This window comes from Stenotrophomonas maltophilia group sp. msm4 (assembly GCF_032025605.1).
Lineage (GTDB): Bacteria > Pseudomonadota > Gammaproteobacteria > Xanthomonadales > Xanthomonadaceae > Stenotrophomonas > Stenotrophomonas sepilia.
Map to the genome: position 1 here is coordinate 225,923 of NZ_JAVSKK010000001.1, position 24,539 is coordinate 250,461.

Annotated in this window: 11 protein-coding genes and 1 pseudogene; 8 read left to right on the forward strand and 4 right to left on the reverse strand. The window is 65.2% G+C overall.

Annotated features, from left to right (window positions below; genetic code table 11):
- Positions 1 to 12: 12 nt before the first annotated feature.
- The 8 genes from ROV93_RS01130 (at position 13) to ROV93_RS01165 (ending at position 19,758) form a co-directional block, all read left to right on the forward strand.
- The gene (locus tag ROV93_RS01130) at positions 13 to 12,294 is read left to right on the forward strand and encodes a hemagglutinin repeat-containing protein (protein ID WP_180890262.1); all 12,282 of its coding nucleotides are present in this window, start codon (positions 13 to 15) and stop codon (positions 12,292 to 12,294) included.
- A 635-nt stretch (positions 12,295 to 12,929) separates the two neighbouring features.
- Complete coding sequence (locus tag ROV93_RS01135; protein ID WP_141653540.1) at positions 12,930 to 13,223, forward strand: hypothetical protein; 294 nt, start codon at positions 12,930 to 12,932, stop codon at positions 13,221 to 13,223.
- Positions 13,224 to 13,455: 232 nt separating this feature from the next.
- Positions 13,456 to 13,863 (forward strand): hypothetical protein, encoded by a 408-nt coding sequence (locus ROV93_RS01140; protein ID WP_227836636.1) that lies wholly within the window; start codon positions 13,456 to 13,458, stop codon positions 13,861 to 13,863.
- Positions 13,864 to 13,993: 130 nt separating this feature from the next.
- Positions 13,994 to 14,881 carry a DUF2628 domain-containing protein gene (locus ROV93_RS01145; RefSeq protein WP_072166872.1) on the forward strand — a complete coding sequence of 296 codons (888 nt, stop codon included), beginning with the start codon at positions 13,994 to 13,996 and terminating at the stop codon, positions 14,879 to 14,881.
- Positions 14,881 to 15,273: a hypothetical protein gene (locus ROV93_RS01150; RefSeq protein ID WP_072166871.1), complete on the forward strand. Its 393-nt coding sequence runs from the start codon at positions 14,881 to 14,883 to the stop codon at positions 15,271 to 15,273. The genes ROV93_RS01145 and ROV93_RS01150 overlap by 1 nt, the downstream gene beginning before the upstream one ends.
- Before the next feature lie 210 nt (positions 15,274 to 15,483).
- Positions 15,484 to 17,706 (forward strand): methyl-accepting chemotaxis protein, encoded by a 2,223-nt coding sequence (locus tag ROV93_RS01155; RefSeq protein ID WP_072166870.1) that lies wholly within the window; start codon positions 15,484 to 15,486, stop codon positions 17,704 to 17,706.
- Between the two features lie 164 nt (positions 17,707 to 17,870).
- A complete protein-coding gene (locus tag ROV93_RS01160) occupies positions 17,871 to 18,239 on the forward strand; it encodes a glycine zipper 2TM domain-containing protein (RefSeq protein WP_005415760.1) in 369 nt (122 codons plus the stop codon).
- 4 nt (positions 18,240 to 18,243) lie between these two features.
- Complete coding sequence (locus ROV93_RS01165) at positions 18,244 to 19,758, forward strand: hypothetical protein (protein ID WP_180890263.1); 1,515 nt, start codon at positions 18,244 to 18,246, stop codon at positions 19,756 to 19,758.
- 50 nt (positions 19,759 to 19,808) lie between these two features.
- Here ROV93_RS01165 and ROV93_RS01170 read toward each other — a convergent pair whose 3' ends face one another.
- From ROV93_RS01170 to ROV93_RS01185, 4 genes and pseudogenes are all read right to left on the reverse strand, one after another.
- Positions 19,809 to 20,930, reverse strand: coding sequence for an ABC transporter permease (locus tag ROV93_RS01170; RefSeq protein WP_072166867.1), 1,122 nt, complete (start codon positions 20,928 to 20,930; stop codon positions 19,809 to 19,811).
- Positions 20,927 to 22,114, reverse strand: a complete 1,188-nt coding sequence (locus tag ROV93_RS01175) for an ABC transporter permease (RefSeq protein ID WP_072166866.1) — start codon at positions 22,112 to 22,114, stop codon at positions 20,927 to 20,929. Before ROV93_RS01175 ends, ROV93_RS01170 begins: the two co-directional genes overlap by 4 nt.
- The gene (locus tag ROV93_RS01180; protein ID WP_072166865.1) at positions 22,099 to 23,112 is read right to left on the reverse strand and encodes an efflux RND transporter periplasmic adaptor subunit; all 1,014 of its coding nucleotides are present in this window, start codon (positions 23,110 to 23,112) and stop codon (positions 22,099 to 22,101) included. Before ROV93_RS01180 ends, ROV93_RS01175 begins: the two co-directional genes overlap by 16 nt.
- Positions 23,105 to 24,512, reverse strand: a pseudogene (locus tag ROV93_RS01185) (TolC family protein). The gene ROV93_RS01180 and the pseudogene ROV93_RS01185 overlap by 8 nt, the downstream one beginning before the upstream one ends.
- Positions 24,513 to 24,539: the final 27 nt, after the last annotated feature.

Consider the following 24,539-nt stretch of genomic DNA (forward strand, 5'->3'; position numbering starts at 1 on the left):
AGGACACGTGACATGAACACTATCTATCGTCTGGTTTTCAACCGCGCGCTGCGCGTCTGGCAGGTGGCTTCGGAGCTGGTGAAGGGCGGCGGTGGCCTGGTCGGCCATGTGCCGGGCCGGCAGAGCGCCGCGCTGTCGCCGCTGGGCTTCGCACTGATGTGCTCACTGGGCTGGGTCAGCCTGGGAACGCCTGCGCTGGCGCAGTCCGATGCGCGCATCATTTCCGATCCGAATGCGCCGGGCCGTGAACGGCCGACGATGGTGACCGCACCCAATGGCGTGCCGATGGTGAACATCACCACGCCGTCGGCGGCGGGTGTGTCGCGCAACCGCTATTCGCAGTTCGACGTGGGCCGCGATGGCGTCATCCTCAACAACGCCCGCGGCCAGGTGCAGACGCAGCTGGGCGGCTGGGTACAGGGCAACCCGTGGCTCGCCACCGGCAGTGCACGGGTGATCCTCAATGAAGTGAATGGTCCGGCCAGCCGGCTCAACGGCTATGTGGAAGTGGCCGGGCAGCGCGCCGAAGTGATCATTGCCAACCCGGCCGGGATCCAGGTCAATGGCGGCGGTTTCCTCAATGCCAGCCGGGTGACCCTGACCACCGGCACGCCGATGTTCACGGGTGCAGGCGCACTTGAGGGCTATCGGGTCACCGGTGGCGCGATCCAGATCGATGGCGATGGCCTGGACACCAGCCGTGCCGATTACACCGACCTGATCACCCGTTCGTTGCAGGTCAACGCCGGCATCTGGGCCAACCAGCTGCAGGCGACGCTGGGCAACAACGTGGTCAGTGCCGACCACAGCCAGGCCAGTGCGACCGCGGCCAGCGGCGAGGCGCCGGCCTTCGCGCTGGACGTTGGTGCGCTGGGCGGCATGTTCGCCAACAAGATCTGGCTGGTCGGCAATGAGCACGGCGTGGGCGTGCGCAATGCCGGCAGCATTGGCGCACAGGCCGGCGAGCTGGTGGTGACGGTGGATGGCCGGCTGGAAAACATCGGCGCCCTGCAGTCGCGGCAGAACGTGCGCGTGCAGGCCGGTGGCGATCTTGCCAATGGCGGCACCATCGCCGCCACGCGCGAAGTTGCGATCACCGCCGGTGGCACGCTGGACAACAGCAACGGCACGCTCAATGCACAGCGCCTGCAGCTGCAGGCGCAGGGGTTGCGCAACCATGGCGGCGCCATTGAACAGACCGGTGTGCAAGCGCTGGCACTCAAGGCCGACGCAGCCAGCAACCGTAGCAATGGCCTGTTGGGTGCACTGGATGCCATGGCATCAAGTGGTAACGGGAGCAGCGCTGGCAGCGGCGCGTCGCCCGGCAATGGCGGTGGAACACCCGGAACCGGCACGCCGGGAACGCCGGGAACCGGAGGCGGCAATGGGGGCTCGGCGGGCACGCCGACGTCGCCGGAGCTGCCCCTGGCCGAGGGCCTGATCGCCATCGCCGGTACGCTGGACAACGACGGCGGCAGCATCAGCAACGGCGGCTCGGTGTCACTGGCCGCACGCAACGGTCTCGACAACAGCGGCGGTCGCCTGGGCGTGAGCGCGCTGCAGGCTGGGGGGGAGCTGCGCAATGACGGCGGCACGCTGCAGGTGCATGGCGATGCCGCGCTGCAGGTGGGCCTGTTGTCGAACCAGAAGGGTGCGCTGAGCGTGGCCGGCGACCTGTGGCTGGATGCGCAGTCGCTCGACAACCGCGGTGGTGAACTGCGCCACGCCGGCAAAGCGGCATCGTCGTGGACGGTGCAGGGCCTGTTCAACAACGACGGTGGCCTGCTGGCCACCAATGCCACGCAGCTGGCCTTGCGCGCAGGCCAGGTCGGCAATGCCGGTGGCCGTATCGAACATGCCGGTGGCGATGGTCTCGCGTTGGGTACGGGCGACTGGGCCGGCAGCGGTGGGCGACTGAGTACCCTGGGCCGCCTGCAATGGTCGGCCGGCAACGCCGATCTGCGCAACGGTTCGCTCAGTGCGGCCGGGTTCGAGATCCTGGCCGCGACGCTGGACAACCGGGGCGGCAGCCTGCTGTCGCTGGGTAGCGGGGCCAGTTCGGTGAAGGCCACGACGCTGGACAACAGTGCCCGCGGCACGTTGGCCGGCAACGGCGATCTGGCACTGGTCGCGACCACGCTGGACAACAGCAACGGCCTGGTTCAGCAGGCTGGCACCGGCACCCTGAGCGTGCAGGCCGATACGTTGCGTGGCAGCGAAGGGCGCCTGCTCAGCAACGGCGCGCTGGTGCTGTCCGGCGGCGAGCTGGACGTGAGTGGTGGTACGACATCGGCGCAGAGCGTGCAGATCCACGCAGGGGCACTGCGCAACCGCCAGGGCCAGATCGTCTCGCAGGGTGTCTCGGCGCTGGCGCTGGACGTGCGCCATGCGTTCGACAATCAGGGCGGCCAGATCGTCGGCAACGGCGGCCTGCGCATCGACGCCGGTCGCATCGACAACCAGAAGGGCACGCTGCAGTCGGCCGGCACGCAGGGCGTGGCGCTGACGGTGCGCGACACGCTGGATAACAGCGGCGGCGGCATCTCCGGCAATGGCCAGGTGCAGCTGCAGGTTGGCAGCCTGGTCAACCAGGGCGGCAAGGTGCTGGCGGCAGGCAGCGGCGCGCTGCAGGTGCAGGCCCGAGAGCGCTTGGACAACAGCAACGGCGGCCGCCTGGCCGGTACCGGTGATCTGCGGCTGCAGGCGGCAAGCCTGGACAACCGCAGCGGTGCAATCGAACACGCCGGCGGCGGTACGTTGCAGATCCGCTCCGACAGCCTGCAGGGTGCGGGCGGCCGCATCCTCAGCCAGTCGGCGCTGGAACTTGAGGGCGGCGACCTGCTGCTGGGGGCCGGCAGCACTACCCAGGCAGAGCGCATTGCCATCGATGCGCAGCGCTTGGACAACACCGGTGGCAACCTCAGCGCGACCGGCAGCGACGCGCTGCGGCTGCACGTGGCGCAGGGCGTGGACAACAGCGGCGGCACGATCGCCGGCAACGGCGCGCTGGATGTTCAGGCCGGTGAACTGATCAACCGCAAGGGCACGCTCAGCGGTGCCGGAACGGCTGACAGCACGCTGCAGATCGTCGCTGCGCTGGACAACCACGAAGGCACGATCGCCAGCAATGCCAATCGCCTGACGGTCACTTCCGCACGGCTGGACAACAGTGGCGGCAGCATCCGCCAGGCCGGCAACCAGGGCCTGGACATCACCACCGGCCGCCTGGACGGCAGCAAGGGCACGCTGGTCTCCTCGGCCACGCTGACCCTGCGTGCTGGCGACGTGGATCATCGTGACGCGACGCTGGGCGCCGATCGCCTCGACCTTGAGGCCACTACGCTCGACAACGCCGGTGGCCGCATCATCGCCAGCGGCGAAGGCGCCAGTCGCATCAAGGCCACGACGCTGGGCAATGCCGGTGGCACGCTGGCCAGCAATGGCGACCTGGCCCTGCTGGCACAGACGCTCGACAACAGTGCAGGCAGGATCCAGCACGCCGGCAGCGGCCAGCTGCAGGTCTCGGCGAAGACCCTGCTGGGCAACGGCGGCAGCGTGCTCAGCAATGGCAGCTTCGCGCTGGATGGCGCCAACCTCGATCTGACCGCGGCAACCACCTCGGCGCGCCGCGTCGACATCACCGCCGATACCCTGACCACCGCCGGTGGCACGCTCACCGCAACCGGTGAAGACGCGCTGCGCCTGCGCGTACAGGGTGTGCTGGACAATCGTGGTGGCACGCTGGCGGGCAATGGCGTGCTGGATCTCACCGCGCAGCAGCTGATCAATGCACAGGGCACGCTGCAGGGTGCAGGCAGCGGTCACTCCACGCTGGCGATCGGCCAGGCGCTGGACAACCAGAAGGGCCGCATCCTGCTGGGCGGTGCCGGCACGGTCACCGCAGCCAGCCTGAGCAACCTGGGCGGTACCGTGCATGCGGGCGGCAGCGCGCTGGTGCTGGGCGTTGAGGGTCGTCTCGACAATGGCGAGCAGGGGCTGCTGTCCAGCACCGGCACGATGACCCTGGGCGCCGGCAGTCTCGACAACCGCCACGGCACCCTGGTCGCTGGCAAGGACCTGAGCGCGACCACGGCGGCACGCGTGGACAACAGCGACGGCGCGATGCAGGCCGGCGAACGGCTGCAGTTGCAGGGCAACGGCCTGCTCAACCAGCGCGGCACGCTGCTGGGCGGCCAGCTGGACATCGATACCCGCGGCCAGCGGCTGGACAACCGCGCCGGCACGCTGGGCACGCAGAAGGGCGATCTGAGCGTTCGCAGTGGCGCGATGGACAACCAGGGCGGTCGCGTGCAGTCGGCGGCCGACCTGGCCATCAACACGGCCGGGCAGGACATCGACAACCGCGCCACCGCCGGCAGCGGTGGATTGCTGGCGGCCGGAAAGCTGCAGCTGGATGGTGGCGTGCTGGACAACCGTGGCGGCGCAGTCAATGCACAAGGCGATGCGCGCTTGCTGCTGGCCCGCGTCGACAACAGTTCCGGTGGAACACTTGCCAGCGCCGCGAATCTGTCGCTGCAGACGGCGAGCCTGGCCAATGCCAGTGGTCGCGTGCAGGCCGGGCGCAACCTCGACCTGACCCTGGACGGGCACCTGGACAACGCCGACGGCGCGATCGCGGCTGGCCAGCTGCTGACCCTCACGGCCGCCAGCGTGGACAACCGCAACACCCGTGGCGGCGACGGCACGCGTGGCTTGCAGGCGGGCCAGCTGCAGTTCGGTGCACAGTGGCTGGACAACAGCCAGGGCCAGGTCGTCACTGATGGCGGTGCGCGGCTGCAGATCAACGGCCAGCTGCAGAACACCGGCGGCGTGATCAGCACCGGCGGCAACCTGGACAGCCAGGCGGACAACGTCGCCAACAGCGGCGGCCTGCTGCGCGCCGATGGCAGCCAGACCCTGGTCGCACGTGCGCTCAGCGAAGACGGCCAGGTGCATGCGCAGCGTGACCTCGGCCTCACCCTGCAGCAGGGCATGCGCCAACGTGGCGAATGGATCGCCAACGGCACCCTGTCGCTGAACCTGTCCGGCGACCTCGACAACCAGGGTGTGGTGCGCGGTGGCAACCTCGACCTCAACGCCCAGAACATCACCAATGCGGCCTCGGGTGAGATATCCAGCCAGGGCACGACCCACCTCAATGCCCGTGGCCAGCTGACCAACCGGGGCCTGATCGATGGCGCGCTGACCCACCTGGAGGCCGGCGAAATCGACAATCTTGGCACCGGGCGCATCTATGGTGATCGCGTGGCGATCTCCACCGGCGTGCTGAAGAATCGCGCCGAAGAGGCCGGTGGTGCCACCCGCGTCGGCACCGTGGCTGCACGCGAGCGCCTGGACCTGGGCGTGCGCGAGCTGCAGAACACCGGCAAGGGCCTGATCTACAGCGGCGGTGATGCTGCCATCGGCGGCACGCTGAGTGCCGATCGCATCGCCAGCGGCATTGCCGGGCGGATCGACAACATCAGCTCGGTCATCGATGTCACCGGCAACCTGTCCATCGATGCGCAGGTGGTCAACAACATCCGCGAGAACGTGGTCATCACACAGACCACCGCCGTGAACGCTCCGGTGCGCATGGATCGACCCGCCTGGTGGCGCAACGGCAAGAATGGCACCGAGGACATTCGCAGCACCAGTCACTATTCGGCGCACGAGGTGTACTACCTCAATCCGACCGATATCCTGGAAGACACGCCGCATATCACGCCGGATGGCTTCACCGTGCACCGTGCGGTGGTACGACTGACCGCGCAGACCAGTGCCTACTTCTTCGGGCGCGGTGGGCTGTATGCCGCGCTGGGTGAGCGTGCGCGGCTGAACGTGCAGGACGGCACGGTGGTGATGTACTACGTCGGCCGCCAGGACAACCAGGTCAATCCGGACCAGGTTGCCGCTGGTGCCGACGATCCGTTTGCCGAGCTGGCCACCCTGCATCCCGATTCGCCGGCATTCCGCTACGTCGATGACAAACTCACCTACTCGTCAGCGTATGGCACCTGTACGACCAACTGCGTGCAGTTGTGGACCTACAAGGACTACGATCCCGACCGCATTCTGACCAGCCCACAGTTTGCGGGCGGCAACTCCACCAGTGCCAACGAGCAGTATCGCCTGGCCACGCGCACCGTGACCGAAGATGTGTTGCAGCCGAGCGTCGGTGCCGATGCGGTCATCCGGTCAGGCGGTGCGATGCGCATCCGCAGCGATGACCTGCGCAACCACTACGGCAGCATTGCCGCCGGCGGCGATCTGGACATCATCGGCCTGACCGGCGCGGCAAAGGTGGAGAACCTGGCGGCCACGCTGTATCGCACGCACCAGTTCTCCAACGTCAGCCACACGTTCGGCGGGGATGTGATGACCTGGAGTGCTCCGGCCATTTCCGAGGTGACCGGTAAGATTGGCGGCAGCATTGTCAGCGGCGGCTCGTTGAGCATCGACGTCGGTGACCTGAGCAACCTCAACCAGGGGCGAAACGCGCCGAACGTGCAGAACGGTTCGGCCATGGCCAACCTCAACGTGCAGGGGCCCAAGGCGCTGCCGGATGGGCCGGGCCATGGCGGTGCGCAGGGGCCGGGCCAGTCCGCCGGCACCGGTGCCGAACGCGCGCTGGCACAGGCGGCCGATGGTGCCAGTACCCAGCAAGGGAGCAGCGTCGGCGGCGTGAGCGGCAACACCGGTACGTCCGGGCCGCGCGTGGTCGCAGCCAGTGGAGGATCGCCGGATCGCATCGCGATGGGTGCACCGGACACGCGCGCGCCGAGCGCCAGCCTGTTCAACGTCAATCCCAACGGCGGCCACTATCTGGTCGAGACCGATCCGCGCTTCACCGACCACAAGACCTGGCTGAGTTCGGACCACCTGCTGGGCCAGATGGGCTACTCGCCCGATACCGTGCAGAAGCGGCTGGGTGATGGGTACTACGAGCAGAAGCTGGTGCGCGAGCAGATCGGCCAGCTGACCGGTCGCCGCTTCCTCGACGGCTACGCCAGTGACGAGGCGCAGTACCGCGCGCTGCTGGAGGCCGGTGCCACGGTGGCCAGCGAATGGGGCCTTCGCCCCGGCGTGGCGCTGACCGAAGCGCAGATGGCACAGCTGACCAGTGACATCGTCTGGCTGGTCGAGCAGACCGTCACCCTGGCCGATGGCAGCACCACCACCGCGCTGGTACCGCAGGTCTACCTGCGCCTGCGTCCGGGCGACCTGGACGGCAACGGTGCACTGCTGGCCGGCGCCAATGTCGATATCAAACTGGGCAATGGCCTGGTCAACACCGGCAACATCGCCGGGCGCAAGCTGGTGACCATCGATGCCGGCAACATCGAGCATCTGGGCGGCAGCATTTCCGGCCAGTACGTCGGGCTGTCGTCGGACAAGGACATCCGCGTTGTCGGTGCCGCCGTGACGGCTAGCGATGCGCTGTCGGTCAAGGCTGCGGGCAATGTCACGGTGGCCTCCACGGTGGAGACACAGCAGGGCGGTGGCACCTACCAGTACGAGACCAACCGCATCGATCGGGTCGCCGGTCTGTATGTAACCAATCCCAGTGGCGACGGCATGCTGTCGGTGGTGGCCGGTGGTGACATCAGCCTGCAGGCCGCACAGATCCGCAACGCCGGCGCCGACGGCCTGACCCAGCTGGCCGCAGGCGGCACTCTGGATGTTGGCGCGATTGCGCTGGAGGAACGCCGCGACGCCACCTTCGATGAACGCAACCATCAGCGCAGCAGCAGGACGACACACGCTGCCACGTCAGTGCAGGGCGCTGGCGATGTGGTGCTGGCGGCCGGCAAGGACATCAACCTGGCCGCCGCGCAGATCAAGGCGGCGGGCGGTCTGGCATTGCAGGCCGGTGGGGACATCAACAGCCAGGCGCTGGTGGACAGTGAGAGCCGGGATTTTGCCAGCGCAGGCAAGCGCAGTTCGCTGCAGATCAGTCAGAGCGATGAAACAGTGCGCGGCAGTACGTTGCAGGCCGGAGACAATCTGCTGCTGAACGCGGGCCGGGACGTGAGCCTTACAGCCGCGTTGGTCGACAGCAATGACGGCGCGGTAAGCGTGGCCGCAGGCCGCGACGTCAACCTGCTCTCGGCCAACGAGACGCACGACTACAGTCTGGACAGCTACGACAAGAAAAAGAAGACGCTCTCCAGCACCACCACCACGCGCAGCGTCGACGCCAGCGACAGCTATGCCATCGGCACGGCGATCCAGGGCGAGCGCATCAACATCACGGCTGGCCGCGATCTGACTGCGGTAGGTGCGGTGGTCGATGCCACCGGCAACGTCATTCTGGGGGCTGGCAACAATGTGCTGATCACTGCCGCCGAGGACCATCACAGCAGTGAGTCCAACGAAAGCAAAAAGAAATCCGGCGTTACCGGGGGCTTCGGCAACGGCGTGGCATCGGTGGGCTATAGCAGCGCGAAGAACAGCAGCACCCACGCCGAGCAGTCCACCATCCAGGTGGGATCGGCGATCGCCTCGCGCGACGGCAATGTGCTGATCAATGCTGGCAACACGCTGACGATCGAGGCCTCGGACGTCGCCGCAGGCGAGAGCCTGACATTGGTGGGCAAGGACATTGCGTTGCTGGCGCGACAGGACACCACGGACAGCCAATCCAGTCAGGCCAGCAAGTCCAGCGGCTTCTCCGTGGGCGTGACTTACGACCCGACCAAGGCCTACCGCAGCGCCCGCGATTCGACCACCGACGGCATGGCCGACAGTGGCTCGGCGATGGGGCGGATCACCCGCACCGCTGAAGGCGCCGCCTCTGGCCTGCGTGCGGCCACCACGTCGACCGTGGTGACTGCCGGCAGCCAGCGCACCAACAGCGAACAGAGCCATTCGACCAGTGATGCCCGCGTCAGCCAGTTGGCTGCAGGCGGCGATCTCACGTTGATTGCCAACGGCGGCTCGATCCTCAGCCAGGGCACACAGATGTCGGCCGAGGGCAACGCTGTGCTGCTGGCCACCCAGGACATCGTGTTCGACGTGGCCCACAACACCGAGCGCAGCGACAGCAGCAGCCGCGGCAAGGGCTGGGGCTTTGCCAACAACACCAGCGGCCTGCCGTTCGGTACCAACAACTCGCAGAGCCAGGGCAGCGGCAGCAGTGACACCATCACCGGCACGCAGCTGTCGGTCGGCGGCGGCGTGCGCATGGCCACCACCGAGGGCAACATCAGCCTGACCGCAGCCAATATCGCCGCCGAGAAGGACGTCAGCATCCGTGCCGCCGGTGATCTGCTGGTGCGCAGCGGGCAGGATACGGTCAGCAACGCCAATACGTCCGACAGCAAGGCGATCGGCACGGTACAGATATCGGATGCCGAGAAGTTCTCTGGCTGGCACCGCGAGCAGCACCAGGACGACAGCGCGCAGGTGTCACAGGTGGCCAGCAGCATCGGCAGTCTGGGCGGCAGCGCGAACCTGACCGCCGGAGGCAAGTACACGCAGACGGCCAGCAACGTGGTGGCCGCCAAGGACGTGAACATCACCGCCGCCGAGATCGAGCTGTTGACCGCCGACGAAATCGGCCACTACTCGCAGAGCGACAAGGACCTGAAGATCGGCGTGTTCGCGCGGGTGAAGTCGCCGTTGATCGATCTGATCAACAACGTGGACGCGGCCCGTCAGTCGGATGATCGCCTGCAGAAGATGCAGGGCATGGCGGCGGGCGCCAACGCGTACCAGGCAGCCAGTGCGATCTCGGCACTGTCCGGCCGTGGCGGCAGTGGCGAACTGTTCCGTGCTGAAGCAGGCATCGGCTTCAAGACCGCCAACAGCAGTGCCGATGGCAGCAGCAGGGTGTCGCGTGGCTCCACCATCCAGGGCGGCGGCAACGTCAACCTCACCAGCACGACGGGCGACATCCACGTGGTGCAGGGCAATCTGAGTGCAGGCAACACCCTCAGCCTGGATTCGGCCGGCGACATCCTGCTGGAAGCAGGCAAGGCGCATGTGGCCGACCGCAGCAAGAGCAGCAATGCCGGCGCCGAAGTCGGCGTGGGGGTCTCGGTAGGGGCGCAGACCGGCGTGTACGTGTACGCCGAAGCCAGTGTTGGCAGCAGCAAGGCCAATGCCGAGAGCAGCACCTGGCAGAACACCACGCTGACCGGCAAGAATATTTCGATGAAGGCCGAGGGCGATACCACGCTGCGTGGTGCCACGGCGACCGCTGATCGCATCGACGTCAAGACCGGCGGCACGCTGACGATCGAGTCGCTGCAGGACATCGCCGAGAGCATGTCCAGGAACAGCCAGGTGGGTGGCCGCGTGCAGGTGTCGTTCGGTACCGCGTGGAATGCCGACGGGTATGCCAGCGCAGGCAAGGCCAGCGGCAGCTATCAGGGTGTCGGCCAGCAGAGTGGCCTGTTTGCCGGCAATGGCGGCTACCACGTCGATGCCGGCCACGTGAACCTGGTGGGCGGCGCGATTGCCAGCACTCATGCGGGCAACAGTGAACTGACTGCGGGCTCGCTGACGTTCACTGACCTGCAGAACCACATGGACTACACGGCCAGCTCCGGCAGCATCAGTGGTGGTGCGGGCGGGCAGATGGATGGCTGGGCGCCCAAGCCGGGAACGGCCGCACCCCGAGGTGGTCCGGGCCTGCCGATGATGGAAAAGGGCAGCGACAGCAGCTCCACCCTTGCCACCTTGACCGAGGGCAACATCACCATCGGTGGCAAGCAGACGTCGGCGGCTGAGCTGGGCATCAACACCGATGCCAGTGGGGCACATCGTGCGCTGGATGCATTGCCGGATGCGAGCAAGTTGCTGGCGGACCAGCAGGCGATGGCGGCTGCGGCGGGGACGGTGATGGCCACCAGCCAGCAGATTGCATGGGACGTTCAAGCCTATCAGAGCAAGAAGGCAACCCAGGCGTACTATGATGGCCTATCAAGCGATGATAAGAGGGCGTTCAACGCGCTTAGCGCGGAGCAGCGCGATGCGGTGCTGACGGCAAACAGCCAAGCTTATAACGATGCGAAGAAGTGGGGTGATGGCGGTGAGTACAGCCGTGCCCTGAGCGCAGTGACGACGGCTGTGGTAGGGGGCGTAGCCGGCCAGGGCGCCGGTCAGGTCGCGTCCAATGCGCTGGCGCCCTATGCCGCTTACTTCATCGGCAGCAAGCTTGACTCGAACCACGGCAGCGATCCCAATGCGACTCTGCAATTGCTGTCGCACGCGGTATTGGGTGCACTGCTGGCGGAAGCCAATGGTGGCAATGCGGGAACCGGAGCGGTCTCTGCGGCTGGCGGCGAGTTGGCCGCGAAGGTGCTGACCAGTACATTGACCGGAGGAGATCCTTCCAGGCTGAGCCCGGAGCAGAAGGAGATGGTGCTGGCGTTGTCGCAGGCGGTGGGAGCACTGGCGGGTGGGTTGTCAGGGCAGGATCTGGCTGGGATCGCGTTGAATGCGGGGATTGCCAAGAATTCGGTTGAGAACAACTTCCTTTCAGAGGATCAGGCTCGTGTACTGAAGCAGCAGCTCGACGAGTGCGGCGGCGACACGTCATGCCAGAAGACGGTGCGCGACGTTGCCAAGCAATTGTCGGAGAGAATGGATTACGAGCTGCTCTCAGTGTGCACTGCGAACTCAGCGAGCCCTGCGTGTCAGGCGTTTGTGAATGCGGCCGTTTCCTACAAGTATGGCTCGTGGCCCGGAGAGCTTGGACTGTTCGATGATCTCGGCCGTAGCAGCGAGGCGCTTTCTTCGTTCGCCCACTCCATGAATGGACGTGCCTATCGTGAGCTGATATTTGAGAACGGGGGGATCCAGCCGGTCTATATCCTGCCTCAGGAACACACTGTAGCTGCACTGGCGGAGTGGACCGGAAATCTTGACAGGACGATCGATCAGTACGGCCTCTTCTCGAAGGAATCGTCAGCTGAGCTGGGGCTTGGACTTGCGAAGGTACTGCTTCGAAAATATGGCGCTGTTACCATAATCGAAGGGAGCGGAGGCTTCGGGAAGGGGGCGAAAGCGGGCAGCTCCGAAGCACTGCAGCGAGCGACGTCTGGGCCAGTCTATGCAACGAATAAGGAGGCGACTGCTGCTGCCACGGCTTTGGGCTTTAGGCGTGTAAAGGAGACTGCTCACGATGGTGAGCTTGTCTTTACTAATGGAAAGATATTTATTTCAAGGGATGTGGATGGCCATAATGGTGGTGCTTGGAAGGCAGCGAAATCGGTGAAGGCGCTAGGTAGCCGAGATACCCGGCTTGGTACGTTTGATTCTAGTTTGAAAAGGATAGGGGGGTGAACTTTGAGTGGGTCTTCTTGGGTGGTTCGTGGTAAGACGATCAAGGATTTAATTGAGGAGCTTATGACTTTTGAGGATCAAGGCATGTATGTAGAGATTTCAGTTGATGGTGGTGATACCGTTCGGCCGATAAGCTTGGTTGGGAAAGATGGAGGGAAGTGCGTGCTGTTCTATTTCGGTGATGACGCTTAGTGCTAGGTATTTCCTTAGTCTTTCTTTCTGGGCTGATTCTTAGGAGTCATTGCCTCTGACTGGTCTGCCGCCTCGGCGCTTCTCAGAAAATGGTCTGTTGATCTGTGCTTCCGCCGCGCGTCGACGCATCGGGCGGACCGGAGGCGTCGTGTTAAAAGCGGTGTCGAATGGTGGCAATGGTCCATGGTGGCAATCTGCCCATGAACAGCACTCGCCTTCTGGTTTCCGAACTGCTGGCGCTCGGCCCGATTGCTTTGCTATCGGGCGGGGGGGCGGGGACGATCCGTATGTACAGGTGTCGTCCGGCACCGCGTGGAAAGCCGACGGTCACACCAGTGCAAGCAAGGCCGACGGCAGCTATATGTTTATAGCAGGAAGTGATGATGAGGCGTTGGGGTTATAGTGATTACGTGAGGTCGGTAAGCTCTGATGTGGAAGAGGGCATGGGTAAGTTGGGCTATGACTTCGGCCAAGCTATTCTATTTGCATATTCTTCTCTCGAGTTGAAGTTGGAGAATTTTCCCGAGGAGGAGATTTTTGCGCTAACTGCGCTTCTTGCTTGCATATTGGATAGGGGGGCTTTGTCGCTTTGTGAGGTTGAGGATGAGATTCCATTTAAGTTTGCAGGAAGTTGCGCGGACGACAGCGTCGGTAATGCCTCTCAGGCGTTGAATGGAGCCGAGCTCGTAGATTTCTTGCGCGACTTGGAGCCAGTAAAGGTGGCGCTGAGTGCATGAGTAGTACGGTGTTGTTTCGCACACTTAGAGTTTAGCTTTCATTGAGATTTATTCGTTATCTTTTGAGCGAAATGTGGGTGTGGGAATAAATGGTATGGTCTGGGGTTTTGTGTGCAATTGATTGGGATGCGCCGATTGTTCCTGGCGTATCCATGGCAGCCATACCTCTGCATGCGTCATACGGTGATCTGGACGCGGCATTGCTGCATTTCTGATCGACGCGGATGCTCAGTTGTACAGGTTTAAGGACGGGCCTGATCTTCGTCTGGAAAGGTATGGTCCTGACGAGCATGGAAACGGCGGGCTCCTGTTCTCCCTGCCTGGCGGTGATCGCACTGGTGATATGGCTGCGCTCTCTATTACGATCGGCGACTGGGGTGTGCGGGCGATCAAGGTTTACGCATTGGGGATGCCGTGGGATGTCGTTGCACGTAAGTCCTATCGTGGACTTGCAGCAGGTTCAGTTGGCATTGGAAGTCTGGTTTCAGATTTTCTTGGCTTCACCGAGTTGCATTTCGATGAAGCAGAGGAGTGGTTCTGTAGCGGAGGTCAGTACGCTGCCCTCGAAATTTCCGGTTGGGGTGTGCCGCTTGAGGATGAGCCGGAGCAGGTCGTGACTGCAATCTGCGTCGTGGCTTGAGAGTGTTTATGGTCGTTGCATTGAGTTCGAGTAAGGCCGCGCTGAGTACAGGCGGGGTGGGACTCAATAGCCGAGATGCTACGTGGTAAGCGGTCGTGAGTGATTTCGTGTCGAGTTTGGATGAAAACTAATGAGAGCAAGGATTGAACCCACCTTCGGCAGCGTCGTCGGTGAAGCGGTGCAGAGCACAGATGCAACCTCTGATGGGCCGAGCGAGAAGGACGCACTGGCGATCGTGGTAGGAGACCGGTTCTCCACCTACCTCCACTACTGGAGGCTGTACGACGCAAGCGGCGGGGCGCCAAGGCGCTGGAACTGGCCGGCATTCCTGTTCTCGTCACTCTGGTTCTTCTTCCGGCGCATGCATGCGTGGGGCGCGATCTGGTTCATCCTTTCGCCGTTGCTGATGACCACCTTCGTGCTGCTGGGGCTGCCATGGTTGTCCTTGCTCTCCTTCGTGGTGTTTCGCGTACTTGCAGGAATCCTGGCGAATCCGCTGTACCTAGCGCATTGCCGAAGGATTGTCCGCAAGGTTGATGCTGAGCATCGCGGGGCACATCGGCGGCACCTTGAGCTGCAGAAGGCTGGTGGTGTCAGCTACACCGCTCTGGTGATCGCCTTGGCGGTAACGGCCTCACAGAACACCCTGATCAAACTGATCGTTGGTTCGATATCAGAGCCAACGCCCACGCAGTCTGCTCTGCACGTGGCGGCGAACCCGCCGGATCTGCCGGACCCGCAGATAGAGGAAGCGGAGCAGGTGGAGTACCAGGAGCAAATGCGTGCGATCGCAATGACGGCGTGGCCAGCAGGTGTTCCCATCGAGGGCAATGCCTGCATTGTCGAGCTGCGACTGGCGCCCCCGGGGCGAGTGCTGGAGGCCAATGTTCTGGAGCCCTGCACGTTGAGCGAGGAGCAGCGCGAGATGATGCTGGGCGAGATCAGGCGCACGGACTTCACGATCGAGGGGAAGATGCGGTTCTTCAACAGGCATACCCTCATCGGCCTGCGCAGGTAATGAGCATTTCGCTGTTTCTCGAGGTCGAAGCCGGTGCCGACCTGGCTGCCGTGCTGCACGCTCTGGATTCGATCCAGGCCGAGTACGCCGACGGTACTGACGGTCTGCATGGGTATCTTCCAGCCTCCAATACAGGCTTCGGATTCAGCATCGTCGACCCGCCGGAAGCTGTCGTTGCGGCAGGGATTGAAGCCGAGTGGCAAGTGGGCCTGCTCGGTTCGTTTCATTTCCGCGCGAGCGGGTTTAAAAGCGCCTGGGAGGAAATCTGCAACTTCATCAAGCGTTACGCCGCGGCGTGCGGGTTCCGGTTTGTGCTCTCTTTCCAGTTCGAGAGCATCTATGCGGCAAGGCTCGGGAAGGATCTGGTCTTCCCGGGGCCAGCTGCCCCGTAATGCCGCGCAACGGGCTGGCAGGTCCCTGTCTGATCCCATTCTCGCTACCCGTGGCGATATACCTTATGGATACAGCGCCTTCGTGGGTTGTCTGATTTCACACCTGTCTGCACAGTTCCAGAGTTTTAGATCGATATAATAATACCGGCCCATAAAGTTTCCCCTGCCCGCGCCGCCATCGATCGTACGGCCATGATCAAGGGAATTGAGATGCTCGCCTTACGCAACCTCCGTGTGGGATCCCGGCTGGGGGCCGGGTTCGGTTTGCTGCTGCTGTTCATCGTGGCCATCGTCGGCCTGGCGCTGTACGGAAACCATCTGAAGTCTGCCCAGTTCTCGAAAGTGGTGGACGTCAACATGGTGAAGATGCGGCTGTTGAATGAGATGCTGGATACCAACAACGCGGTGCTGATGCATCGCCGGCTGATGGTGATCAAGCGCGGCGAGGATTTCGACAAGGATTATCAGAAGGCGCAGGAGCTGTCGCAGACCTACGACGGTATCTGGGCCAAGTACATCAAGATTCCGCGCGACGCCACCGGCGATAGCCTGGTTGCGAAAATCGACGCGGCACGCGAGGCCACCGACGCCTCCACCCAGCATCTGCACGAGCGCATGAAGGCCGGTGATTTCGACGGTGCGGCCAAGGAACTGCTCGCCGAGCACGGCCTGGCGACCGCATGGAATGAGACGATCTCGACCCTGCTGCGGCATCAGGAGACACTGACCGCGCGCAGCCGCGAGGAATACCGTTCAACCGAATCCTGGACCGGCACGCTGTCGATCGTGTTCGGCGTGCTGAGCCTGATACTGGGCTCGCTGGCCGCGTGGGCCATCACTCGCAGCCTGACCCGCCCGCTGGAAGGTGCGGTGAAGCTGGCCGACGGCATCGCCAACGGGCGGCTGGACAACAGCATCGACGCGTCCGGCAACGATGAGGTGACGCAGCTGCTCAGGTCGATGCAGCGCATGCAGGCGCAGTTGCAGTCGGTGATGGCGGCGCAGGGCGAGCTGGCCCGCCAGCACGATGCCGGCAGCCTCAGCTATCGCATGGACGAGGCTGCCTTCCCCGGCGACTACGGGCGCATGGTGCACGAGACCAATGCGCTGGTCGGCTCGCACGTGCAAGTGCAGAACCGGCTGATCGAAGTGATGAAGCATTACGCCCGTGGCGACCTGTCGGTGGACATGGATCCGCTGCCGGGCGAGAAGGCGGCGATCACCCAGGCAATGGACGAGACCAAGACCAGCCTGTCGGCGATCAACGGCGAGATCCGCCGGCTGGCGACGGCCGCGGCGGCGGGCGACTTCAGCCTGCGCGGCGATGAAGATCGCTTCGCCTATGATTTCCGCGACATGGTGGCTGGACTCAATCGCCTGATGCAGACCACCGACGAGAACCTGGTGCAGGTGTCGACGCTGCTGCAGGCGATCTCGCGCGGTGATCTCACCGTACGCATGCAAGGTGATTTCCACGGCGTGTTCGCCCGCATGCGCGATGACTGCAATGCCACCGTCGATCAGCTCAAGCAGATTGTCGGCCGCATCCAGTCCAGTGCGTCCAGCATCAACCTGGCAGCGGGCGAGATTGCCTCGGGCAACACCGATCTGTCGCGGCGTACCGAGCAGCAGGCGGCGAACCTGGAAGAGACGGCGGCGTCGATGGAGGAACTGACCTCCACCGTGAAGCAGAACGCCGAGCATGCACGCCAGGCCAACCAGCTCGCGATCGGCGCGCACGGTGTCGCCTCGCAGGGCGGCGAGGTGGTCGGCCAGGTGGTCACCACGATGTCGGCCATCGAAGCCTCGTCGAAGAAGATCGCCGAGATCATCAGCGTCATCGACGGCATCGCCTTCCAGACCAACATCCTGGCCTTGAACGCGGCGGTGGAAGCCGCGCGTGCCGGCGAGCAGGGCAGGGGCTTTGCGGTGGTGGCCAGTGAGGTGCGCACACTGGCACAGCGCTCGGCCGGTGCGGCCAAGGAGATCAAGGGCCTGATCGAGGATTCGGTCGGCAAGGTCGCCGATGGATCGGCGCTGGTCCGCCAGGCAGGCACCACAATGGGCGAGATCGTGGCGTCGGTGCAGCGCGTGACCGACATCATGGCCGAGATCTCTGCCGCGTCGCAGGAGCAGAGCTCGGGCATCGAACAGGTCAACCAGGCGGTGGTGCAGATGGACGAAACCACGCAGCAGAATGCGGCGCTGGTAGAAGAAGCCAGCGCGGCGGCACGCTCCATGGCGGAGCAGGCCAACTTGCTGGCCGAGGCGGTTTCGGTGTTCCGCACCGGTGCGGCAACCGCGGCTGCAGCCGTGCGTCCGGCCCTGGCTGCGGTGGCCGCGACGGTTACTCCGGTGCGCAGGCCGGCGGCACTGTCGCCGCGCATCGAGCCGACACTGGCGGCCAACGCCGGTGGTTGGGAAGAGTTCTAGAACGTGGCATGCCGGTAGGGAGACGGCGCCCATTGCGATGGCTGATCGCGATGGGCGCAGCTTTCTTCCTGAACGCGCGATGGCCGATGAGGTGGCGGACACGCGCATTTCACTTCCGGTTGCCAACCGCAGGAGGAAACTTGCGTCATACCGGAACTCAGGAGATGGCCATGAAGACCTCGACCCGATTGCTTGTGCTGGGCACCCTGCTGGCGGCTTCGTCGGTGGCCGGCGCGCAGACCTATGGCCCGCGCGATGAGGGACGCAAGTTCAATGACGGCAGCCGCGTGGTCTGCAAGAACGTGGAAGTGCAGCGCAACTCGCGCGATCCGAACCGCATTGCGGGTACGGCCACGGGTGCAGTGATCGGCGGCCTGCTGGGCAACCAGGTGGGCGGCGGCAATGGCAAGAAGCTCGCTACCGTGGCCGGTGCTGTGGCCGGTGGTGCGGCCGGTCGCCAGATCCAGGGCAACAGCCAGCAGAAGAACGGCGACCGCGTGGTCGAGCGCCGTTGCGAGCGCGTCTATCGTTGATCGGTTGCCGACAGCGCCCGTTCCCCCCTTGCACATCGCAGTACTCGAACGCCGGCCCCGCGCCGGCGTTCTTCGTTCCGGACCTGTATCGCTGACTCCGGCGTCGTGCCTATACTGCGCCGACTCAACGGATGAATGTCCAGTGAACGAATCGGCTCCAGCTCCCCAACCGGCACCGCTCGCAAGGCATGACCCGATACCGGAAGCGACTGCCCATCCCCATCGGGTGCGTGATCGCACCGATGAACTCGAGCTCTTCATTTCGGGCCTGCTGGCGTTTGCGCTGCTGGCCGTGCCGGGTTATCTGTTCGACGCCTGGGCGCGCAGCAGCCTGCACACCGAAGGCATGTACTTCCAGATGCTCTGGTTCGGTTTCAGCATCAGTGTCGGCATGTGCTATGTGCTGGCAGTGGCCTTGATCATCCACCTCACGGTGCGCGGCTACTGGATCGGGCTGATCGGCCTCAGGTCGCATTTCCCCGATGGCATTGACTGGGACCGCCTGCCAAGAATGGGGGCGGTCACGCGCGCCTTCCTGCAGGCCCGGGACGGAGGCCTCGATGGCAGCATCGAACGTGCCGACCGGCTGGCGACGATGCTGTTCTCGACCACCCTGCTTGCCGTACAGACATTGGCGGGCACTCTGGTATTGGCCGTCCTGACGCTTGGTGTGTCGATGGTGATCGGCGCGCTGTCCGGCGGCGCCGATCATGTCGCCATGCTCGCCCTGTGCACCGTGCTGGCCGCAATGTTGGCGCTGGCTGTTACCCCCGGGATTTTGGAGAAGATCGTGGCGCGGCGGCAGGCGCGCGGGCAGCCCCATGAGCGACCGCAGCGACTGCTGCAGGGCATGCTGGCGGCACTGCAACGGGTTCCGCTGTTGCGCCTGATGCAGACCATGCAGCTGACCATGCAGAGCAACCTGCGCTCGCGTTCGTTCATGGCGGCCTACCTGTTCGCGGTGCTGGTAGCGATGCTGCTGGCGGCCGTGCAGGTGATGGCGTCGTTGAAGTTCTCGCTGTTCAACCGTTACCAGATCGTCACGGAAGCGGCGGTTGAGCACGGCATGCTGAGTGCGCATTACGAATCGATGCGTTCGGCGCATGACCAGCTGCTGCCGTACCCGATGATCCCGTCGGACACGATCAGCGGTGCGCAGCTTCGTTTGTTCATTCCGCATCGCCCGCAACGCGACAATCCGCTGGCGCGCCAGCATTGCACCGCACTTCCGGACGCGCGCAATGAGGCCACCGGGCAACAGGCCGCCAATGCCGCAGTGGAGTGCCTTTCCCGGCTCTGGCAGGTCAAGCTGGACGGCACCCCGGTCGACCTGCATGGCTTCGTGCCCATGGAGCGGCGTGACCTGGATATGCGCGGCCTGGTGGGGTACCTGCCTACCCGGGGGCTCGCACCCGGACGCCATAACCTGGAACTGGTGTGGAATGCTGCAGGCGGCGAGCGGGGGGGCGGACGGCGCCGCGCGTTCCGCATCCCGTTCTGGTATGCCCCGGATCCATAAACGTGGGCCAAAGCGGCCATGCCGCGCGGCTTGAACAGGCCGCTTACGACTTAATTCCCTCCGTCCCCTTTTTTGGCGAGGAGGCGCCAGGTGGCGAGGCTACCGTAGAGCAGCAGCAGGACGGTGAGGGTGATCAGTTCGTGGCTGATGTCGGCCAGGCGGGCGTCCATCTGGTTCAGGCGCACCATCAGGTTGATGCCCGAGGTGGTCGGCAGCAGCTGTGCCAGCCAGACCAGCGGTTGCGGCGTCATCACCGCCGGCCACGACAGGTTGGCGAGGAAAAACAGCGGGATCGAGGTGGCGATGATGTACTGGAACGCGCGTTCGCGGGTACGGAAGAAGCTGCCGATGAACAGGCCGAACGCCACCGTCGCGGCGATGAACAAGGTGCCACCCAGCAGCTGGCCCAGCGGGTTGCCTCCTCGTGGATAGTCCTGCACCCAGGCGGTGAACCCGGCGTACCAGAACAGGCCGAACAGGCCGATCAGGCCGAAGCCCAACGCCATCCCGGCCAGCGTCGGCAGGTCGAAGCGCAGGCGCCGGCCCAGTGCGAGGCGGCGGCCGCCGAGCAGAACGCCGATGCCCATCAACAGCGTCTGGTGCACGATCAGTTCGGCCACGCCGGGCACGATGGCGCTGCCATAGCCTTCCTGCGTGTTGTACAGCGGGCGCTGCACCAGGGTGACCGGCGGTGCCTGCGGCGCACCCATGAAGGCGGCCTGGCCGACCACCGCATCACGCCCGAACGCACCCAGCGCATCAGCTACGCTGCCCAGCACCCAACTGGCGCGGCCCAGGTAGGCACCGTTGCCAAGCAATACCAGCTTGGCCGGATGGCCGCGCAGGATGTCGCGCTCCAGGTTGGCCGGGATCACGACGATGCCTTCGGCGTGGCCGGCTTCGAGCTGCTGGCGTGCGCTGTCGACGTCCGCCGGTTGCCCGACCACGCGCGCAACGCGCAGTGCGTCGAGCTTGCGCAGCAGCTCGCGGCTGGTCGCGCTGTGGTCTTCGTCCACCACCAGCACCGGCAGGTTGCCGGCCACCTGGTGCCGGTAGGCGGCTGGATAGAAGAACGAATACAGGATCACCGCACCGACCATCACCACGATCGCGTAGCGGTCGCACAGCACCGCCATCAGGGTCTGCCGCAGGCTGCGCCAGAGCATGCTCATGCGTCAGCCCCTGCGGATTGTGCGGCGGCAGGCGTGCGTGCAAAGGCGATCAGGCGCAGGCCGCCGATGCCACCGGCCACCACCGTCATCAACAGCAGCGTAGCCAGCGGCCATGCCGAAACCTGCAGCGGCGAGCCGATGAACTGCTGCTGGGTCTGCAGCTTGATGTAGGCGCTCAACGGCAGCAGCTGGTGCCAGACGCGGGTAAACAACGGCCCGTCCAGCACCGGGAAGGTAGCGCTGGAGAACGCCAGTGCGGTGCCGATGCTCAGACCGACCGCAGACAACGCGGTGCCCATGTCGCGGGTGACGCCGACGAAGAACAGCGCGTAGGCGGCCGTGGCCAGGTAGAACAACGGCTGCGCGAGCAGCAGCAGAAGCACGCTGCCGGCCACACCATCGCCGCGCAGCCACGCCAGGTAGCCGATGCCGAGCGCGCCATACAGCGAGAACAGCAGGAGGTACGGCGCGACCTTGCCGGCAATCGCCGACCACGGCGTGCGAGCCAGCCAGGCGGGCAGGGTGCCATCGCGGATCTCGCGGCCGAGGCTGCCGGCCACGGCAAGTGCCAGTACCAGTGACAGCACCGCCGGGAAGATCAGTGGCAGCAGGAACAGTTCGTAGCTGCGCGCCGGGTTGTAGAGGATGTCCGACTGCACCGCGATCGGCGCCGCGCGCAGCTTGCCCGGGCCGACCTGCAGGCCGATGCGCTCGCGCAGCAGGCGTGCGTTCCATGCGGAAACCGCGTCGCCGATGTCGCGCGACGCCGACTGGCCGGTGGTCATGTAGGTGGCGTTGTAATAGGCGAACACCGTGCCCTGGCGCCCACGCAGCGCCTGCCGGGTGACATCGCGCGGCACCAGCACGATGGCGAACACGTCCAGGCTGCGCAGCTGCGATCGTGCCTCCTCCAGGTCCGCTGGTTGGCTGGCGACGCGTACGCCGGGACTGGCGTCGAGCATGCGCAGCAGCAGGCGGCTGTCACTGCTGTGGTCAAGGTCGACCACAGCAATCGGGATATCGCGCATCACCGACGGCGTGAACATCCATGCCATCACGACCAGCATCAGCAGTGGCAGCACGGTGACCAGCAGCAGGTCGGCACGGTTGCCGCGCAGCGACTGCAGCTCGCGCCGCCACGAAGCGGCGAAGCCGTTGCGGTCCGGGCTCAGTGCTGGGGCCATGCGAACAGCACGCTCATGCCGGGGCGGAAGCCCTCGATGCGGCGTACCGGGCGCACCCGCACCTCGAAGCTGCGGACGTCATAGCCGGACGACTGGCGGGTGGTACGCCAGGTTGCGTAGTCGCCGGCCGGATTGATGAAGTAGACCTCGAACTCGCCATCCAGGCCCAGCGCCGGCACGCTGCCCTGCAGCTTGCTGCCGACCTTCAGGCCCTGCATCTGCGATTCGCGCAGGTTCATCGCCACCCACATGCGGTCGATGTCGACCAGGGTGAACACGGGATAGCCGGCTGGCACCAGCTCGCCCGGGTCGGCCATGCGCTTGTTGATCTCGCCCGCCACCGGCGCGCGTCCTTCCACTTCGGCTCGCGCGGCGTTGACCTCGGCCACCGCGCCCTGCGCCTGCTGTACCTGGCCCTGCGCGGCACGCTTGTCCTGCTCGCGGGCGCCGGCCAATGCCATGTCGTACTGCGCGCGGGCGGCGCGGGCCAGTTCGCGCGAACTGGTGGCCTGGGCATGCGCTTCATCGCGCTTCTGCCGGGTCATCACCCCTTCGTTGAACAGGTTCTGCACGCGCCGGTAGGTGGCTTCGGCCAGTGTCGCGCCGGCTTCGGCGCGCTTCCAGTTCGCTTCGGCGGCGCGGATGTCTTCGCTGCGCGCGCCTTCGTCGGCCTTGTCGGCCACCGCCTGCGCAGCCGCCAATGCGCCGTGCGCCTGCTGTTCCTTGGCAGCCACTTCGGGGCTGTCGAGCAGGAACAGCACCTGCCCGGGCTGCACGCGATCGCCCTCGCGCACCTTCAGCTCGGCCACGCGTGCGGTGATCTTGGCGGCCACGTTGATCGTGTCCGCATCGGCCATGCCCTGGATCTGGTCGGCCGGGCTGCGCCAGGCCAGCCACAGGCCGAGCACCACCGCGACCAGCAGGACCACCAGCAGGATCGGTCCCAGCCGCCGCTTGCCGGGGGGCGTCGTCGCATCGTCGTGCAGCACATCACTCATGGTCGATCACCTCGTCCGCACGCCGCCGGAATTCTTCGAAACGGTCCATCTGTCCACTGATCTCCAGCAACTGTGCCAGCGCAATGTCGTATTGGTAGGCGGCCTGTGCGCGCTCGACACGGGCGCCGCCCAGGCCGAGCCGCGCATCGATCACATCCAGCGAGGTGGCCTGGCCTTCGCGGAATGCCAGCTCCTGCAGGCGCAGGTTTTCCTGTGCCTGGGCGATGCTGCTGTCGAGCAGCACGAACTGCTGGCGCGCGGTCTCAAGTTCGTTCCAGGCCTTGCGCACGCCCAGTGCGACCTGGTTCTCGGCCTCGCGCAGGCCCGCTTCGGCCTGCTCCTGCTGCGCACGCGCGGCGCTGATCTGCGCCGGCCGCGAGTTCGGTGACAGGAAGGTGTACTTCAGCCCGATGCCGAACGCCCAGTCCGGGTCGGTCAGCATTTCGTCGCGGCGGCGGAAGTCGTACTGGCCGAAGGCGAAGATCTGCGGCTTCAGCTTGGCCTGCTGCACGCGCACGCCCTGTTCGGCCTGCGCAACCATCGCGCGCAAGCGCGCGATCTGCGGCTGGCGCGCCTGCGCGGTGCGCTCGAAGCTGGTCACCGGTTCCAGCGGCACGCGCTGCACGAACAGCGGCGACACCGGCTGCACCTCGCCACCACTGCGCAGCAGCGTGGCCAGCGCGGCCTTCAGCGTAGCCAGATCGTTCACCGTCTTCTGGTATTCGCGCTCGGCCTTGTCGCGGGCCACGGTGGCCTGCAGGCGCTGGGCGCGGGTGGCAAAGCCCTCGCGTTCCAGCTTTTCTGCATCGGACAGGTGGCGGTTGAGGCCGTCGCGCACGTCGCGGCGCACGTCCACCGCCTGCTCGGCCAGGCGCTGGCCGAAGTAGGCCTGAGCCAGCTGCACGGTCAATGATTGGCGCTGCGCCTCGCGCTCGGCGTTGGCCTGCTCATGGGCGGCGCTGGCCGCACGTTGCGCGGCCGGGATCACGCCGCCGGTGTACAGCGGCAGCACCGCGGTCACTACCGGGCGTGTACGCCAGTCGCGCTCGGTGAACGACAGCGGCGAATCGATACCGAAGGCTTCAGCCACGGGCGCCAGCGAACCCAGTGGCAGGGTCAGGGTCTTCTGGAACTGCAGGCGGCGCACTTCGCCGGTGATCTCCGGCAGGCGCAGCAGGCGCGTGGCGTCCTGCAGGTCCTGCTTGTTGCGTACCGCTGCATCAGCGGCCGCCAGCGCATCGGAGACCTGCTCCAGGCGTTGGCGTGCCTGTTCCCAGTCCAATGCGGGGGGCGTCGTTGCTGTTCTGCGCGGACGCAGCGGTTGGCAGGCAGGTCGCCAGCACCAGCGCCAGCGCGGCCTTCGCGCGGTGCATCCTTGTACGTCGGCCGATCACGCCCATGCCGTCCCAGTGGTAAAGAAGTGCGCA